A 16,338-nucleotide genomic window follows, 5' to 3' on the forward strand; every position below is an offset into this window, starting at 1 on the left:
TCAAATGGAGCATGTGAGTACCATGCGCGGCATGGCTCATCCCCTCCCCCGCCGCACCTTGCTCACCGCCCCGATCGGGCTGCTCGGCACGGGTTGCGCCCCTGCCCACGAGAAGCGCTCCGATCGGCTGATCGTGGGGGGCCGGGTGTACACGGTGGACCCGCGGCGTCCGTGGGCGGAGGCGGTGGCGATCTCGGGCGACCGGATCCAGGCCGTCGGCTCCCGCGCCGAACTCGACCCTCTGGTGGGTCCGCGTACCGAGATCATCGACGCCGAGGGCGGGCTGGTGCTGCCCGGGTTCCACGACGTGCACTGCCATCCCATCGAGGGTCTGTCCGGGCAGACGGAGGACGACTGCCTGCTCGACTTCGACGCCGACGCGCGTCGCCTCGTCCAGCAGGTACGCGCCTGCGCCGGCCACGGGCGGCACGGCTGGGTCACCGGCTACGGCTTCGACATCACGCGGCTGCACCCCTCCGAGCGGGCTCCGCGCGACCTGCTGGACGCCGCCGTCCCCGACCGGCCGGCGCTGCTGTACGACCAGAACGGGCACGCGGCCTGGCTCAACAGCCGGGCCCTGACCGCGCTCGGCATCGACCGCGACACCCCCGAGGTCGCCGGCGGCCTCATCCTGCGCGGGCCCGGCGGCGAGCCGAACGGCCTGCTGCTGGACAACGCCATGATGGTCTACTCCAACGAGCTGGTGCGGTCACTCCCCTCCGACGAGTACCCGGTGCTGCTGGCCAGCCAGCGCAAGCTGGCCGAGGCCGGCATCACCTCGGTCGCCGACGCCCGCGTCACCTGGCGGGGCCGCCACCATCAGCTCGACCTGTGGCAGCGGGCAGAGCGCGAGGGCAGGCTCGCCGCGCGCACCACGCTCGGGCTGTGGGCCTACCCGGAGCTGGAGGACGATCTCCAGCTCCCCGCCCTGACCGGCGCCTTCCGGCACCGCCCCGGCGGCATGCTCAGCACCGGCGAGGTCAAGATCTGCGCCGACGGCATCACCAGCAATCTCACCGCCGCCCTGCTGGAGCCGTACCTGATCGACACCCCCGTGCCCGGCGACCGCGGCCTGAACTACTTCGACGCCGACCGGCTGGCCCGCTACGTGACGAGGCTGGAGCGGACGGGCTTCACCGTGCACATCCACGCGATCGGCGACCGCGGCATCCGCGAGGCGCTCGACGCCGTCGAGACGGCCCGCCGGGCGAACGGCGACCTCGGGGCCCGCCACCGGATCACCCACATCGAGTACCCCCACCCCGACGACCTGCCGCGCTTCGCCCGGCTCGGCGTCGTCGCCGACTTCCAGACCTCGGCGCCCGGCATCGACGTGCCCGCCTACCGCCGCGGCGACGAGCCGGTCCTCGGCCGCGAGCGCACCGGGCGGCTCCAGCCCATCCGCGCCCTCATGAACAACGGCGCCACCGTCACGCTGAGCAGCGACTTCAACGTCGGCGCGCTCTCCCCGCTGCCCAACATCGCCGCGTCCCTGCGCATCGGCCCGCACGCCGTACCGAGCCTCGGGCATGCCATCCGCGCCTACACCCTCAACGCCGCCTACGCCCTGCGCCAAGAGCGGTTCACCGGCTCCATCGAGCCGGGCAAGCTCGCCGACCTCGTCATCCTCGACCGTGACCTCTTCGCCCGCCCGGCCGGGGAAATCGAGCAGGCCACCGTTCGCCACACCCTGCTCGGGGGCCGTCACACCTTCGGACCGGCCGGCGAGGGGCACGCGTCCCGGTTCACCGGATAGGACGGCCGCCCACGGGGCGCGGTCAGCGGAAGCGGTCGGCGTTCTCGATGGCCCAGTCGTCGTAGGTGCGCGGCGGGCGTCCGATGAGGTCGCGGACCGAGGGCCGCTGGTCGAGGGTCCACTGGGTCAGTTCGGCCAGTCGCGTGCCGTACTCCTCAAGGGCGTACAGCGTCACGTCGATTCCGCTGTCGGGCCAGCCGTCGCGGTGCCAGCCGGCGCGGCCCTCCTCGGGGGTCACCTCGGCGACGTCGATGGCCCGGCCGATGGCCTTGGCGATGCTGTCCAGCCGTGACCGGGTGCTGAGCGGCACGCCGACCGCCTCGACGACCGTTCCCACATGGGCCCCGGTGCGCAGGACCGCCAGGGCGACGGCGGCGAGATCGTCCTCGTGGATGAACGGGTAGTGGCCCATGCCCAGGAAGGGCTCACGGACGGCCAGTCCGGCGGGGATGGTTCGCGGCCAGTCCGATCCGGTGGCCGGGTAGGTGCCCTCGATCATGGCGCCCATCACGGCCGAGGGACGGATGTGCGTCCATTCCATCCCCGAGCACTCGACGGCCTTTTCGATGGCCAGCCAGAACCAGGTTTCGGGGGGATAGTCGGCTTCGTACTCGGGCCCGTGAGAGGACAGCACCGCGATGCGGCGGACACCGGCGGCGAGCGCCAGGTCAAGCGCGTCCCGCACGGTCGAGGGGTGGGCGCCGGCGAGGAAGACGCCGTCGACGTCGTCGAAGGCGGCGGCGTGTTCGCGCGGCCGGGTGATGGAGCCCTCGACCACCTCGGCCCCGGCCGGCCAGCCGTCCAGGAGACCGCTCTCCGCGAGCACCCGTACCCGGACGCCCGTGGCGAGCAGCTGACGCGCCAGGCTCCTGCCGATGATCCCGGTCGGGCTGCTGCCCGCTTCCCTGCGCGCGGCGACCACGGTCAGCAACACCCGCTCGACTTCACCCATCACAAAATCTCCCAGTCGGCTCGACGGAGATCTTGCGCCATCCCGGGGTCGTTCAACCACCGGGGAAGGGTGCGGATCTGCCCGCAAACTATCACCATCGGCGCCTTGGCCGTCAATCTCCTTGAGCAGGGCATACCGCGTATGCATACTAAGTACTCATGCCAGTCAGACACGGGCTGCTCGCGCTCCTCGGCAGGGGGCCGCGGCACGGCTACCAGCTGCGGGTCGAGTTCGAGGCGTCCACAGGGGCGACCTGGCCGCTCAACATCGGCCAGGTCTACACGACGCTGTCCCGCCTGGAGCGCGACGGCCTGGTCGAGGCGGGCGAGGCGGATGCGCAGGGCCGGGTCGTCTACACGATCACCGCGGCCGGTCAGGAGGAGGTGGCGCGCTGGTTCAGCACCCCCGTCATCCCGTCCGACCGGCCGCGGGACGAGCTGGTCATCAAGCTGGCCGTGGCCGTCGCGGCCAAGCAGGGGGACGTCGCCGAGGTCATCAACACACAGCGGACGGCGACCATGCGCACCCTTCAGCAGCTGACCAGAGCCAAGCGCGCCGCCACGGGCGGCGCGGCCCAGCGGCTCGTGCTCGAATCCATGATCTTCCAGGCTGAGGCCGAGCAACGGTGGCTGGACCACTGCGAGGCCGTTCTCGAGGAGGAAAGATGACGTTTGTACGGCTGGCCGAGGTGGCCAGGGTCCATGGCGAAGGGGCGACGGCCGTACACGCGCTGAAGGGTGTGAGCCTCGCGGTCGACGAGGGAGAGCTCGTCGCGGTCATGGGCCCGTCCGGGTCCGGCAAGTCGACCCTGCTCAACCTCGCGGGCGCGCTGGACCGGCCCTCGTCGGGGACGGTGTACCTCGGCGAGCAGGACCTGTCCGCTGTGCGCGACCTGGCGGCACTGCGGCGCCGCCGCGTCGGCTACGTCTTCCAGGACCTCAACCTGATCACGTCGCTGACCGCGGCGGAGAACGTGATGCTGCCGCGCGAGCTCGACGGCGTGCGCCCTGGCCCGGCCAGGAAGGAGGCCATGGCGGTGCTGGCCGAGATCGGCACGGCGGACGTGGCGGACCGCTTCCCCGAGGAGCTGTCCGGTGGCCAGCGCCAGCGCGTCGCGATCGCCCGCGCGCTGGTGGGTGAGCGGCGGTTGCTGCTGGCCGACGAACCGACCGGCGCGCTCGACACGCCCACCGGCGACGAGATCATGCGGCTCTTACGGGCCCGCTGCGACGCGGGCGCGGCGGTCCTGCTGGTCACCCATGAGCCGCGCTACGCCGCCTGGGCCGATCGGGTGGTGTTCCTGCGCGATGGGATGATCACCGACACCACGGACACGTCGCTGGTGAGTGCCCGATGAGCGCCGGGCTGGTCGCGCTGCGCCTCGCCCGCCGGAACGTGTGGCGTTCCCGGGGCCGGAGCGCGCTCATCATGACGATGATCGGCTTACCCGTCCTGGTGATCGCGGCGGTGCTCACCCTCATCGAGACCGTGACGATCAATCCGCGCGAGGGGCTGGTGGCCGAGCTCGGCGCGGCCGACGCCCGCCTCGTCCAGGCACCGAAGGGCATGGTGCTGCGGCAGCAGCCGGACGGGATGAGCTGGAGCACGGGAGACGACGCGGCGGCCACTCCCGGGCTCAGCTCCGCCGAGGTCGCGGCCCTGCTCGGACCGGACACCCGGCTGCTCCCGTTCAGCGAGGGCGTGCTCCGGCTGGGCGCCGAACGGGTCGACGCGCTGGAGATCGACCTGCGCGACCCCCTCACCAGCGGGATGATGACCCTGAACGAGGGCAGGCTGCCCGCGGCCGCCCACGAGGTCGTGGTGACACCCGCGCTCGGCCTGCGACCCGGCGGCCTCCTGCGGCCACCCGGCACGCCGCCGCTGACGGTGGTGGGCGTGGTCGAGCACCCGCACCGGCCCACGCTCCGCAAGGTCGTGGGCCCGGATCTGCCGCTGGCGTCCATGGATGAACTGTGGACTCCATACGAGTACGGCGCCGGCTGGCTCGCCGACACCGCGAAGCCCGTGTCATGGACCGATGCGCCCGCGCTGAACCAGGCCGGCCTGTACGTCACCGCCCCCGCCATCATCCCCGGCTCCGCGTCCTACTCCCCCGGTGTCCAGTACACGGTCGGACTCGGCGCCATGGTGATCATGGTGGTGCTGGAGACCGTGCTGCTGGCCGGGCCCGCCTTCGCGGTCGGGCTCAGGAGACGGCGTCGGGAACTGGCCGAGATCGCCGCCCAAGGCGGCTCGGCCGGGCACCTGCGGACGATCGTGCTGGCCGACGGGCTGGTCCTCGGCGGCGCGGCCACCATCGTGGGGAGCGTGCTGGGCGTTGGAGCCGGACTGCTCGGCGCCCAGGTCGTGGCGCGCTGGGGCGGGCAGGCCGGCCCGGTCGACGTGCCGTGGGCGCCGGTGCTGGGTGTGGCCGCGCTGGGCCTGTTCGCCGGGATCGTGGCGGCGCTGGTGCCGGCCGTACAGGCGGCTCGTCAGGACCCCGCGAGCGTGCTGGCCGGCCGCGCGCCCGCGGTGGCCGACCGGCGCGGATGGCCTGTGCTGGGGGTCGTTCTGGTGCTGGTCGGGCTGGGGGCGACCGTGGTGGCGCGGCGCCAGCCTGGCCCGGTGTGGGTGTGGGCCGCCGCGGTGCTGGTCATGATCGGCCTGGTGGTGCTGACTCCCTGGCTGGTGCGCTTCACGGGCCGGGTGGCCCCTCGGCTGCGGCTTCCGCTGCGGGTGTCCGTCCGCGACGCGGTCCGCCATCGATCCCGTACGGCGAGCGCCGTGGCGGCCGTCATGGCGGTCACGGCCGCGGTCGTCGCCGTGGGCATCGGCACGCAGAGCGAATTCGTGGACCGGCGCAACGCCTACACCTCGGCGCGACCGACCGGCACGCTGGCGATCTGGGGCGGCACCATGGCCGACGGGACCTGGACCAGGCTTCGCGCGGAAGCGGTCCGGCAGTTGCCGGGCGTGCCGCTGACCGCCGGCTATCAGGCGAACGACGCCCAGGGCCGCCGCTACGCGCTGCGGTACACGGTGCGATGGAACGGCACGCGCACGCGGCGCACGGCGGCCATCGGAGACCAGGCCCTGCTCAGGCTCCTGCAAGGGCGCCACGATCCGCGGGCGGCCGCGGCGCTGGCGAGCGGTAAGGCCGTGGTGTTCGACGCGGCGGCGGTGCGCGACGGCAAGCTGGCGCTACGGGCGGGTTCGACATCGGGTCCCCCGCGCAAACTCGAGGTGCCGGCGGTGCTGGCCACACCCGCCGCCGAGCACCAGGGTGGCGCCCTGCTGCCGCGTGCCCTCGTCGAGCAGGCCGGTTTCACCACGGTGGAGCGCCAGCTCTACGCCATGTACCGGCCGTCGGCCGACTCCACGCTGGGGCGCGATCTCGCCAAGGTGACCCCCCGGGTGACGGTCGCCTCCGAGGACGGCTTCCGCAATGTGCCCTCCCCCAGCTTGTGGGGATGGCTTGCGGGCGCTCTCGTCCTCGTCGTCGGTGGCACGCTGGCCGCCACGCGCCTGGCGGCCGCCGACATGCGGCCAGAACGCTCGACGATGATGGCCATCGGCGCGCCGCCGGGGACGTTGCGGATGGTCGTGGCCGGCCAGGCCCTCTACATCTCCGGGCTGGGCGCGCTGGTGGGGCTGGGCGCGGGAACGGTGACGGGCGTGGCGCTGAGCCGGCCGATGACGACGTACGGCGCCGGAGATCCCGCCACGATCGCCCTGCCGTGGCCGTTCTTGATCGCCGTGGTGGTGGGCCTGCCCGTTCTGGCGACGGCGGCGGCACTGATCACCCGGACCAGACTGCCCCTGGCCCCTCGCATCCCCTGACCCGACCATTCCATGCCGTGCTGGGCCCGCACCCGCCAGACTGGTGGTGGTCACGGTGACCATCAGTTGAGTTTACGATTCGTGTATTGAATATAAGCTCTGACACGACTTGGTGCGATCATGGAGAATGAGACAGGGCGGCGCCGCTACACCTCGCTGCGCCGCGTGACGCAGGCACATCAGACGCGAGCGGAGATCGCCGACGCCGCGCGCAGGCTGTTCCTGTCCCAGGGGTGGGCGACGACCACCGTGCGGGACGTCGCCCGGGAGGCGGGGGTCTCCGTTCCGACCGTGTACGCGGCCTACCAGAACAAGGCGGGGCTGGTCTGGGCGCTGGCCGATGCCGCGGACATGGCCGCGGGGCTGCCCCAGACGCTCGATGAGCTGGAGGCCACCACCGACCCCCGAAAACACCTGGCCACGATGGCCGGCTACGACCGGCGTCTTTTCGAGCGCGCGGGCGATCTGATCGCGCTGATGCGGGACGCGGGCCGTACCGAGCCCGATTTCGCGGACTTTTACCTGCGGGGCCGGCGACAGGTCGGCGAGTACCGCACCCAGGTGTTCTCCTCCTGGCCGGACGGCGCGCTCCGCCCCGGGCTCGACATCCCGACCGCCGTCGACATCTACGCCGCCCTGTGCAACATCGACGTCTACACCACCCTTCACATCGAACGCTCCTGGTCGCCCGACCGGATCGAGAGCTGGTGGGGTGAGGCGCTGGCCCGCGAACTACTGAACCCTTCGGCCGGCACCCCATGAGATCCAACGTCGCGACCCGGCAGGCTCGGCGGGTTCGGTGAATCGCAGCATGTTGCCGGACGGGTCGAGGAAGGCACAGTCCCTGGTCCCGTCGGGCCGGTTGATCGGTTCTTGCATCACTTCGGCGCCCGCGGCCTCGATGTGCGCGAAGGTGGCGTCGCAGTTGTCGGTCGCGAAGGTCAGACCGCCCAGCGATCCTGTGCCGGGTGCCGTGAGGTGGATCCGGATGTGCGGCTGCGCGGGCGGGGTGACGCTCACCCATCGCATCCCCTCGTGCGCGACGTCCTCGCCGGCCGCGAAGCCGAGCACGTCCCGGTAGAAGCCGAGCGCCTCATCGACGTCATGGACGGCTAGAGCACAGGAGGCCAGCCGGAGGTCCGGGCCGGTCACCGCCGCTCCTTGTCGCTCGCGGTGAGGACGACGATGTCGAGGTCGCGCAGCCGTTCCGGATCGGTGTCGATGACGATACGGGTGATCTTCCCGTCGCTGACGGTGAACGCGAACACGGCCTTCGGCCGGCCGAGATGAAACCAGGCCGCCGCCGCGACGCCGTCGACCAGAGCGAGCCGGGCGGCCTCGGCCCGTCCGGCGAAGAAGGTCGCCACCGCGTGGCTGCCGCGGACCTCGCCGACCACGACATCCGGATCGAGGATCTCCAGCAGGGCGGCGAAGTCCCCGTTGCGGGAGGCGGACAGGAAGGCGGCGACGATCTCCCGCTTCGGCGACCGCGCGGCGTCGGAGGCGTCGGCCGCTCCTTGCAACCGGCGCCGGGCGCGGCTGGCGAGCTGCCGGGCCGCCGCCGGGGAGCGTTCGATGATCTCCCCGATCTCGCCGAACGACACCGCGAACACGTCGTGCAGGACGAACGCGAGCCGCTCGGCGGGCGTCAGCGTGTCCAGCACCACCATCAGCGCGGCACCGACCGAGTCCGCCAGCAGCGCCTCCTCCTCCGGGCCGGACGGGCCGGTCGGATGCATGCCCGCGTGCGTACCCGGGGGGAGGCTCGTCCGCGGTGCGGCCGGTTCGGGCGGCAGCACGCCGGCCGGCTCCTCGCGCCGGTTGCGGCGTGCCTCGAGCATGTTCAGGCAGACGCGGGCGGTGATCGTGGTCAGCCAGCCGGCCGGGTTCTCCAGGTCGCCGGTGCCGGCGCGGCTGACCCGCAGCCAGGTTTCCTGAACCGCGTCCTCGGCCTCGCCGGGTGAGCCGAGCATCCGGTAGGCCAGCGCGTGCAGGCGGTCCTTGTGCTCGGTGAACCGCTCGCTCAGCCAGTTCTGCTCGGCCATCTGTCACATTCCTCCGTTTCGCCGGTCATACCTATTGACCGGCGAACGCACGCCGATGTGACGTCCCCGGGCGAGACATAGGGAGATATGCCATGAAAGCGCACGTCAGCTCCATCCTTCTCGGCGTCCGGGATATGGACCGGGCCAAGCGGTTCTACACCGAGGGGCTCGGCTGGAAGATCAAGGACGACTACGGCATCTCGGTGTTCTTCGCATCGGATGGAGCCTCGCCCGTCGGCTTCTACGGCCGCGAAGGCCTGGCCGGCCAGGTGGGCACGAGCGCGGATGGCAGCGGTTTCAGCGGGCTGGTGCTGACCTACGTCGTCCGTAGCGAGGCGCGGGTGGACGAGATCATCGCCGAGGCTCAGAAGGCCGGCGCCACGATACTCAAGCCGGCCGGCGCCCTGCCCTGGGGCGGGTACGGCGGCGTGTTCGCCGACCCGGACGGCTACATCTGGAGCCTGGGCTACAGCGCCCACGGAACGGACCAGCCCTACGCGGAGTAGCCGGCAAGCCCGGGTGTCCCCTCGGAGGTGGGTTCGTTCGTCGAGCCGGGTTCACCGGGCCGAAGGCCGACAGGGTGCGTGCGGCGTTCGTCCCGGTCGGCCGGGTGGAGCTGCTGCGGCGCGGGGCGCTGACGCGGATGCTCAAGATGCCGGTGATCTCCCGGTTGTTCGTGCCGTGGCAGCGCAGGGTGGCGTTCATGAAGGAGATGGACTTCGCCCATCCAGCGCCCGCCTGAAAGGCATGGGCCACGGTGGTGTCCCCGTGGCGGCCGCTCGTTCGTCGCCTGGACAGCGGGAATCCCCGAACGTCGACGACAACAGATGAGACACCTCTATGAACATGTTCCTGTGGATCGTGCAGGCGGTCCTCGCCGCCATGTTCGCCATGTCCGGCCTGGAGAAACTCCTCCGGCTCAAGGACAAGCTGACCGGCAAGTACCCGTGGGCGCGGATGTTCTCCCAGACGGCCGTGCGGGCCATCGGCGTGGCGGAGCTGCTGGGCGCGATCGGGCTGATCGTGCCGGCCGCCGTCGGGATCGCACCCGTCCTGACGCCGATCGCCGCGACCGGGCTGGCGATCATGATGGCCCTGGCCGGGGCCATGCACCTGCGCAGGAAGGAGCCGGCCGGGCTGAGGGCCACGTCCGTCCTGCTCGTGCTCTGCGTGCTCGTCGCCTGGGGGCGGTTCGGCCCCTACGGCTGGTGAACGTGCCCCATAAGGACGGATGGACGAACATGACGCAAACGAACCAGCCGCCGCTGCAGATGCGGCGGAACGGATTGGACCCGGCGGATGAGCTGGCCCGGGCCCGCGACGATGAGGGCGTGGTCCGGGTGGAGACGCCCTGGGGCCTGCCCGGGTACCTGGTCTGCCGCCACGAGGACGTCCGCCGGGTCCTTGCGGATCCGGAGCGGTTCAGCAGCGCCCTGACGCCGCTTCGCGGAGCCGGCGCCCTGGACCCCGGCGAGGTGGCCAGGATGCGCGCCGGGCAACTGATCGGGCTGGACCCGCCGGTCCATACGCGGCTGCGCCGGATGCTCACCCCCGAGTTCACGGTACGGCGGATGCGCCGGCTCGAACCGCGGATCGTCGAGATCGTCCAAGCGGCTCTGGACGATCTGGAGCAGGCGGGCAAGCCGGCCGATCTGGTGGCGCACTTCGCGCTGCCGGTGCCGTCCTTGGTGATCTGCGAGCTGCTGGGCGTGCCGTACGCCGACCGCGCCGCGTTCCAGGATCGTTCCGTGCGCCAGCTGGACACCTCCCTGCCGGCGGAGGAACTGGCCGCGGTGCGGCGGGAGGAGCGCGCTTACCTGGCCGGCCTGGTCGCCCAGGCACAGGCCGATCCGGGCGAGGACATGCTCGGCATGCTGGTACGCGAGCACGGCGACGAGCTCAGCACCGACGAGCTCATCGGCGTCGCCGGGCAGCTGCTGCTGGCCGGGCACGAGACGACCTCGAACATGCTCGGCCTGGGCGCCCTGGCCCTGCTGCGTCATCCGGACCAGGTCGCGATGATCCGTGACGACCCGGCGCGGATCGAGCCCGCCGTCGAGGAGTTGCTGCGGTGGCTGTCCATCTCCCAGTCCCCTCCGCCCCGCACCACGACGACCGAGGTGGAGATCGCCGGGCAGGTCATCCCGGCGGGCGCGCTGGTGATCTGCTCGCTGCCCGCCGCCAACCGCGACCACGCGTTCGTCGCCGAGCCGGACCGGCTCGACGTCACCAGGGAGTCCGCCGGTCATGTCGCGTTCGGCCACGGGGTGCACCACTGTCTCGGCGCGCCGCTGGCGCGCATGGAGATGCGCATCGCCCTGCCCGCCCTGCTGCGGCGCTTCCCCGGCCTCGCTCTCGCCGACCCCTTCGAGCAGACGAGCTTCCGGACCTTCAGCGTCGCGTTCGGCCTGAACGCGCTACGGGTGACCTGGTGAGGAGGTAAGGCCGACGCGACCCGGCCCGAGCCGTCAGCCTCTAGGAGCACGCGCTGGACAAGACCGGCCCATCAGCGGCATTATTTATTTACGGAACCGTCTCGTAAATATATTGGAGGTTCGATGGACGCGGACGTCCTGGTAGTCGGAGCCGGACCGGTGGGGCTCGCGCTGGCGTGCGGGCTGCTCCAGCACGGCGTCTCGGTACGTGTCATCGACAGGGCCGCGCTCCCGGCCACCACCTCCCGGGCGAACTTCGTACACGCGAGAGGCTCGGAAGTGCTGGACCGGCTGGACGCCCTCGACGGCCTGGCGCAGGAGTCGGTACGGGCGATGACGATCACCACCTACGCCGGCGACCGGCCGATGATGCGCATCCGGTTCGGCGACCCCGGGCTGGGCACCGCCGCCCCGCCCATGGTGATCTCCCAGGCGCGGGTCGAGGCGCGGCTGCGTGAACGGCTGGCCGCCCTCGGCGTCCGGCCGGAATGGGGCAACGGCCTGGTCGAGGCCCATCAGGACGGCACCGGCGTCACCGCGATGCTGGCCGACGGCTCCACCGTCCGGGCCGGCTGGATGGTGGGCTGCGACGGCACCGGCAGTGCGGTGCGTAAGCTGGCCGGCATCGGCTTTCCCGGGGTGAAGGTCAGCGAACGGTTCCTGCTCGTCGACGGCCACCTCGACGAGCCGGCGCTGGACCGGTCGGGCACCAGCGGCTGGGTGCACGCCGACGGCATGCTGGGCGCCATGCCGATGCCGGGCGGCCTGTGGCGGCTGATCGCGTACGACGCCGCCTTCCAGGATGACAAGCCCGGCGAGGAGCAGATCGCCGAGCGTATGCGGCGTATCCTCCCCGCGCGGACCGGCCTGTCCGGCCTGAACCTGGGAGAGGTCACCTGGGCGTCGCTGTTCAGCGTGCACCGGCGGCTGGCCGACGCCTACCGCGCCGGACGCGTCCTGCTGGCCGGGGACGCCGCGCACGTGCACGCCCCGTTCGGCGGCCAAGGCATGCTCACCGGGCTCGGTGACGCCGAGAACCTCGCCTGGAAGCTCGCCCTCGTCGTTCAGGGCCGGGCCGGGGACGCCCTGCTGGACACCTACCAGGCCGAACGCCGCCCGCTGGCCACGGCGGTGTTGCGCGGCAGCACCGCCGCCACCAAGGTCAACATCGCGGGCAGCCCGCTCGGCCGGCTGCTGCGCGACCAGGTACTGCTGCGCGTCTTCAACCGGGCGTGGATCCAGCGGTGGACCACCTACACCACCTCCCAGCTGTGGGTGAGCTACCGGCGCGGCCCGCTCGGCGGCAGGCGCGGCGCCAAGCCCCGCCCCGGTGACCGCGTCGGCGATCTGGCGTGCGAGCGTCCCGACGGCGGCCGCACCCGGCTGTACGCCGAGTTGCGAGGCACCTGGGCAGTGCTCGGCGACGGCCCCGGCGCCGAGTCCGCCTTCGAGGCGGCCCGGCGGCGGCTCGGCGACCGCGTCGTCCGGCTCCGCCCCACCGCGCCCGCCGGCGGGCTCGCTCTGCTCATCCGCCCTGACGGCCACCTGGCCTGCAAGGGCGGCTCCACCGAGGTCACCCGCTGGCTGGACGGAGCCCTGGCATGACCGCCACCCGAGGCCGGGGACGTCCGCGCGACCCCGGAACCGACACCGCGATCCTGGCCGTCGCGCTGGAGCTGTTCGTCGAGCGGGGGGTCGAGGGCACCAGCATGGAGCAGGTCGCCAAACGCGCCGGCGTGGGCAAGCTGACCCTCTACCGCCGCTGGAGCAGCAAAGAGGACCTGCTCGCCCAGGCCATCGAGCAGTGGGTACGCGCCGAGGTGATCCCGTCCGCCGCCGACGTCCACGCCCTGCGGCCGCGTGACATCGTCGAGCGCGTGCTGCCCGCGGCGGCCGAGATGGCGGCGAGCGCGGACTTCCGGGCGCTGGTCGCCCGCATCATGGGCTCGGCGGTGAGCCACCCGCGGCTGATGGCCGTCTACTGGGAGCACTACATCCTGCCCCGCCGCGAGCTGGCCGCCGTGATGCTGCGCCGCGCCCAGCAGGACGGCACCGTGGCCGCCGACGCCGACCTGGACGTGCTGATCGACATGATGGCCGGCGCGGTCACCTACCGTGTCCTGCAGCCCACCCCGCCGGACGCCGCCGAGATGCTGCGGTACCTCACCGCGATCTACCGCCAGGCCGGGCTGTACCCGCCCGCGCGGGACGGCTGATCGCCCGGCCGGCGTGGTCAGTCCTCGACGACCTCCAGATGGAGTTCGCGAAGGTGATCGGGATCGGCGATCAGGTTGATCTCGGTGATCCGCCCCGCGGCGATCGTGAAGTCGAACGCCATGCGCGGCTGACCGCCCCCCGACCAGAGGGCCCCGGCGGCCCCGTCGATCAGCGCCAGCCGCGCGCCTTGGGCACGGCCGCGGAAAGTCCCGGCCACCGCCGTGGCGCCGCGGAGCCGTCCGGACGCGCCCGTCAGCACGGCCGTACGATCGGCGTGCAGCACCACGTCCGGATCGAGCAACGCGATCAACGCGCCGAAGTCGCCGCCCCGTGAGGCCGCGAGAAAGGCGGCGACGATCTCCCTCTGCCGCAGCAGGTCGGCTCCGGACGGCGGATCCGCCCCCTGGACCCGCCGCCTGGCCCTGCTGGCGAGCTTCCTGGCCGCGGCCGGAGAGCGCTCCACGATCGGTGCGATCTCCTCGAACGGCACGGCGAAGACGTCATGCAGGACGAAGGCCAGCCGCTCGGCCGGAGCGAGCATGTCCAGCACCACCCGCATCGCCAGGCCGACCGAGTCGGACACCAGCGCGGCCTGCTCCGGCTCGCTCCCGCCGTCACCGGCCGGGTCCGGGGCGACCGCCTCCCACGGGTCCTCGCGCAGGGTGGCGCGCGAGCGCAGCATGTTCAGCGACACGCGGGCGACGACCGTGGTCAGCCATCCCCGCAGGTTCTCCACCTCGCTGGTGTCGGAACGGCTGAGCCGCAGCCACGCCTCCTGGACGGCGTCGTCGGCCTCGCTCGTCGAACCGAGCAGCTGGTTGGCCACCGCCCGCAGGTGGCGGCGATGCTCCTCGAATCGGCCGGCCAGAAACTCGTGGTCACCCATCGGTCACATTCCTTCGTCGGGTCGTGTCATGTCTATGACCCGCCGGCCTTCGCCGATGTGACCGGCACACACGAGGAGTACGTCATGACTCATGGCATCAAGACCGTCATTCACCCGGTCAAGGATCTCACCGCCGCCAAGGCGATGTTCGGCGCGCTGCTGGGCGTCGAGCCGTACATGGACGAGCCGTATTACGTGGGTTTCTCCGTCAACGGCCAGGACATCGGCCTGGACCCGCAGGGCCACAGGAAGGGGATGTCAGGGCCTGTCGCGTACTGGCACGTCGACGACATCGAGGCGAGCCTGCGGGCGCTGCTCGACGCGGGGGCGACGACGTCGCAGGAGGTCAAGGACGTCGGCGGGGGCAAGCTGGTCGCTTCGGTGACCGACGCGGACGGCAACGTCATCGGCCTCATCCAGCCCGCCTGAACCGCCGCCATCCCTTTCGGAGGAAACCATCATGTCCACCCGCGTGTGGCCGCGACGGCTGCTGACGGCCTTCTACTGGTTCGTGGCGTTCACCTTCTTCATGGGCTTCGTCACGAAGTACTGGCCCGGCCCCACGTTCTTCGGGCCGGCGTACTCGGTGAAGTTCGTCGAGTGGGGGTACCCGTCCTGGTTCAGGTTCGTGGTCGGGACCATCGAGGGGGTGTGCGCCGTTCTGCTGGTCATCCCCCGCCGGCGGTTCAGGTTCGTCGGCGCGACGGCCCTGATCCTGGTCCTCACCGCCGCGACCACGACGCACATCGTGGCCGGCAGCGAGCTCTACGAACGTGTCGCCGCGCCCACCAACCTGGTGATCATGTTCGTCTTCGCCCTGCTCAACTGGCCGGCCGACTGGCGGGATCTGCTGCGCGGGGAACGACCGCCCAGCGTGCCCCAGCGTGCGTGACCCGAGGGTCAGGGCCGGAGGCGGTGGAAGAGCTCGGTCCGGTCGTGGTGATAGTCGAGGTCCTCCTGGTCGTGCGTGACGCCGCGGGCGACGGACTGCTCGAAGTAGGCGGCCTCCCTGCGCAGCTTGTGCCTGATCAGCTGGGCCAGCGCCTCGTCGCCGAGGTCTCCGGCCGTTCCGCCCTCGTCCAGGTACGCGTCGACGAACCGGCGTACCAGGGGAAGCTCGTCTTCTCCCCATTCGGTCGCGGCGGCGGCCAGCTCGTACTCCGGAGCGCCCACGAAGGACTCGTCCCAGTCCAGGACCGCCGTGAGCACGTCTCCATGGGCCAGCGTGTTGCCCGCGTAGTAGTCGCCGTGCAAGGGATGACGGCTCGCGTGCGTACGGTGGAACTCGGTGAGCCAGCGATCCAGATCGGGGTCGTCGAGGCCGCCGTGCCCTCCGGGGCCGTCCTCGGCGCCGAACAGCCCGTACTCCGCGAAGGACCGGACGGGGCGGGGCCCCGGGCGGGCCGTGGACAGGGCGTTGTGCAGGCGGGCCAGCAGACGGGCCGCCTGGTCGGCCTGCTCCGACTCCTGCGGCCAGCTCCCCTGGACAAGCGGCCACAGCGACACCGGCCGTCCTTCCACCCGCGTGACCGTCGCGCCGTCGAACGTGGTCAGCGGTGCGACGGCCTCGGGCATCCGGGTGGCGGCGTGCCGGGCGACCGCGTGACACCACTCCGTCTCCTCGCTGCCGCGCCACTCGGGACCGACGCGTACCACATGGTCCCCGAGCCGGTACGCGGCCGACTCCTCCCCACCGTGCAGCCGCACCGCCTCCGCATGTCCGTCAACACCCCACTGCTCCTTGACGGCTCGCCGGACGGTATCGGTCAAAGGGATCACCGCGTAGATCATGTGCCTACTCTACGAACCCCGTGCCTACCACTCGACCAGGAGCCGACCCACGCCGTAGACCACCCGGTCCGTCCGCGTCGGCACCTCCTCGGGGAGCACCGCCAGCCTCAGGGCCGGGAAGCGCCGCAGCAGCGCGGGACAGGCGATGCGCGTCTCCACCCGGGCGAGGTGGCGGCGCGTCCGCCGCGACAAGGGAGAGAGATCCGGATCGGCGAACCGTACGGGATCACGGTTGACGGCAGGCAGGTACGCCGCGACCGATTCGTTCGCGGTGGTCTCGTGTCCGGCGAGGGCGAGCGTGTAGCCGTTGAGCGCCCATAACGCCTGGCCCAGTGAGGCGCCGAGGCTGGCCCGCAGGCCGGGGATCGCGATGTTGACGATGGTGGTGTCCAGCATCGTCATGAAGAAGGCCAGGC

The 16,338-nt window shown here is 71.9% G+C and carries 19 protein-coding genes; 13 read left to right on the plus strand and 6 right to left on the minus strand.

What is annotated here, in order from left to right; translation table 11 throughout:
- Nucleotides 1–31: 31 nt before the first annotated feature.
- A complete protein-coding gene (locus tag ACFWYW_RS23030) occupies nucleotides 32–1,756 on the plus strand; it encodes an amidohydrolase (protein ID WP_379612558.1) in 1,725 nt (574 codons plus the stop codon).
- A gap of 22 nt (nucleotides 1,757–1,778) precedes the next feature.
- On the opposite strand, the gene ACFWYW_RS23035 is transcribed toward ACFWYW_RS23030, so the two are convergent.
- On the minus strand, nucleotides 1,779–2,708 hold the full coding sequence (locus ACFWYW_RS23035; RefSeq protein ID WP_379612559.1) for an SDR family oxidoreductase: 930 nt from the start codon (nucleotides 2,706–2,708) through the stop codon (nucleotides 1,779–1,781).
- 158 nt (nucleotides 2,709–2,866) lie between these two features.
- On the opposite strand from ACFWYW_RS23035, the gene ACFWYW_RS23040 reads away from it, so the two are divergent.
- From ACFWYW_RS23040 to ACFWYW_RS23055, 4 genes are all read left to right on the plus strand, one after another.
- Complete coding sequence (locus tag ACFWYW_RS23040; protein ID WP_379612560.1) at nucleotides 2,867–3,376, plus strand: PadR family transcriptional regulator; 510 nt, start codon at nucleotides 2,867–2,869, stop codon at nucleotides 3,374–3,376.
- The gene (locus tag ACFWYW_RS23045; RefSeq protein WP_379612561.1) at nucleotides 3,373–4,065 is read left to right on the plus strand and encodes an ABC transporter ATP-binding protein; all 693 of its coding nucleotides are present in this window, start codon (nucleotides 3,373–3,375) and stop codon (nucleotides 4,063–4,065) included. The genes ACFWYW_RS23040 and ACFWYW_RS23045 overlap by 4 nt, the downstream gene beginning before the upstream one ends.
- Nucleotides 4,062–6,548 carry an FtsX-like permease family protein gene (locus ACFWYW_RS23050; protein WP_379612562.1) on the plus strand — a complete coding sequence of 829 codons (2,487 nt, stop codon included), beginning with the start codon at nucleotides 4,062–4,064 and terminating at the stop codon, nucleotides 6,546–6,548. The genes ACFWYW_RS23045 and ACFWYW_RS23050 overlap by 4 nt, the downstream gene beginning before the upstream one ends.
- A gap of 120 nt (nucleotides 6,549–6,668) precedes the next feature.
- Nucleotides 6,669–7,310 (plus strand): TetR/AcrR family transcriptional regulator, encoded by a 642-nt coding sequence (locus ACFWYW_RS23055; protein WP_379612563.1) that lies wholly within the window; start codon nucleotides 6,669–6,671, stop codon nucleotides 7,308–7,310.
- Here ACFWYW_RS23055 and ACFWYW_RS23060 read toward each other — a convergent pair.
- Both ACFWYW_RS23060 and ACFWYW_RS23065 read right to left on the minus strand, forming a co-directional pair.
- Complete coding sequence (locus tag ACFWYW_RS23060; RefSeq protein WP_379612564.1) at nucleotides 7,281–7,700, minus strand: VOC family protein; 420 nt, start codon at nucleotides 7,698–7,700, stop codon at nucleotides 7,281–7,283. The two genes, ACFWYW_RS23055 and ACFWYW_RS23060, sit on opposite strands and share 30 nt — an antisense overlap.
- On the minus strand, nucleotides 7,697–8,593 hold the full coding sequence (locus ACFWYW_RS23065; protein ID WP_379612565.1) for a sigma-70 family RNA polymerase sigma factor: 897 nt from the start codon (nucleotides 8,591–8,593) through the stop codon (nucleotides 7,697–7,699). Before ACFWYW_RS23065 ends, ACFWYW_RS23060 begins: the two co-directional genes overlap by 4 nt.
- A 92-nt stretch (nucleotides 8,594–8,685) precedes the next feature.
- On the opposite strand from ACFWYW_RS23065, the gene ACFWYW_RS23070 reads away from it, so the two are divergent.
- The 6 genes from ACFWYW_RS23070 to ACFWYW_RS23095 all read left to right on the plus strand — a co-directional run bounded on the left by ACFWYW_RS23070 (nucleotide 8,686) and on the right by ACFWYW_RS23095 (nucleotide 13,244).
- Nucleotides 8,686–9,099: a VOC family protein gene (locus tag ACFWYW_RS23070; protein ID WP_379612566.1), complete on the plus strand. Its 414-nt coding sequence runs from the start codon at nucleotides 8,686–8,688 to the stop codon at nucleotides 9,097–9,099.
- Between the two features lie 74 nt (nucleotides 9,100–9,173).
- Nucleotides 9,174–9,335: a hypothetical protein gene (locus ACFWYW_RS23075; RefSeq protein ID WP_379612567.1), complete on the plus strand. Its 162-nt coding sequence runs from the start codon at nucleotides 9,174–9,176 to the stop codon at nucleotides 9,333–9,335.
- A gap of 98 nt (nucleotides 9,336–9,433) precedes the next feature.
- The gene (locus ACFWYW_RS23080) at nucleotides 9,434–9,805 is read left to right on the plus strand and encodes a DoxX family protein (protein ID WP_379612568.1); all 372 of its coding nucleotides are present in this window, start codon (nucleotides 9,434–9,436) and stop codon (nucleotides 9,803–9,805) included.
- A gap of 29 nt (nucleotides 9,806–9,834) precedes the next feature.
- Nucleotides 9,835–11,028, plus strand: coding sequence for a cytochrome P450 (locus ACFWYW_RS23085; protein ID WP_379612569.1), 1,194 nt, complete (start codon nucleotides 9,835–9,837; stop codon nucleotides 11,026–11,028).
- Between the two features lie 123 nt (nucleotides 11,029–11,151).
- Entirely contained in the window at nucleotides 11,152–12,633 is a 1,482-nt protein-coding gene (locus tag ACFWYW_RS23090) for an FAD-dependent oxidoreductase (RefSeq protein WP_379612570.1), read from the plus strand.
- Entirely contained in the window at nucleotides 12,630–13,244 is a 615-nt protein-coding gene (locus tag ACFWYW_RS23095; RefSeq protein WP_379612571.1) for a TetR/AcrR family transcriptional regulator, read from the plus strand. Before ACFWYW_RS23090 ends, ACFWYW_RS23095 begins: the two co-directional genes overlap by 4 nt.
- 17 nt (nucleotides 13,245–13,261) lie before the next feature.
- Here the strand turns inward: ACFWYW_RS23095 and ACFWYW_RS23100 are convergent, their stop codons facing one another.
- Entirely contained in the window at nucleotides 13,262–14,131 is an 870-nt protein-coding gene (locus tag ACFWYW_RS23100; RefSeq protein ID WP_379612572.1) for a sigma-70 family RNA polymerase sigma factor, read from the minus strand.
- An 84-nt stretch (nucleotides 14,132–14,215) separates the two neighbouring features.
- Between ACFWYW_RS23100 and ACFWYW_RS23105 the strand changes: the two genes are divergently transcribed.
- Nucleotides 14,216–14,560, plus strand: a complete 345-nt coding sequence (locus tag ACFWYW_RS23105; RefSeq protein WP_379612573.1) for a VOC family protein — start codon at nucleotides 14,216–14,218, stop codon at nucleotides 14,558–14,560.
- Nucleotides 14,561–14,591: 31 nt separating this feature from the next.
- Nucleotides 14,592–15,023 (plus strand): DoxX family protein, encoded by a 432-nt coding sequence (locus ACFWYW_RS23110; protein ID WP_379612574.1) that lies wholly within the window; start codon nucleotides 14,592–14,594, stop codon nucleotides 15,021–15,023.
- Between the two features lie 8 nt (nucleotides 15,024–15,031).
- Here the strand turns inward: ACFWYW_RS23110 and ACFWYW_RS23115 are convergent, their stop codons facing one another.
- Together ACFWYW_RS23115 and ACFWYW_RS23120 are read right to left on the minus strand one after the other, a co-directional pair.
- Nucleotides 15,032–15,922: a phosphotransferase enzyme family protein gene (locus tag ACFWYW_RS23115; protein WP_379612575.1), complete on the minus strand. Its 891-nt coding sequence runs from the start codon at nucleotides 15,920–15,922 to the stop codon at nucleotides 15,032–15,034.
- A gap of 24 nt (nucleotides 15,923–15,946) precedes the next feature.
- Nucleotides 15,947–16,318 (minus strand): hypothetical protein, encoded by a 372-nt coding sequence (locus ACFWYW_RS23120; RefSeq protein ID WP_379612576.1) that lies wholly within the window; start codon nucleotides 16,316–16,318, stop codon nucleotides 15,947–15,949.
- Nucleotides 16,319–16,338: the final 20 nt, after the last annotated feature.

This window comes from Nonomuraea sp. NPDC059023, from assembly GCF_042740095.1.
Taxonomy (GTDB): domain Bacteria; phylum Actinomycetota; class Actinomycetes; order Streptosporangiales; family Streptosporangiaceae; genus Nonomuraea.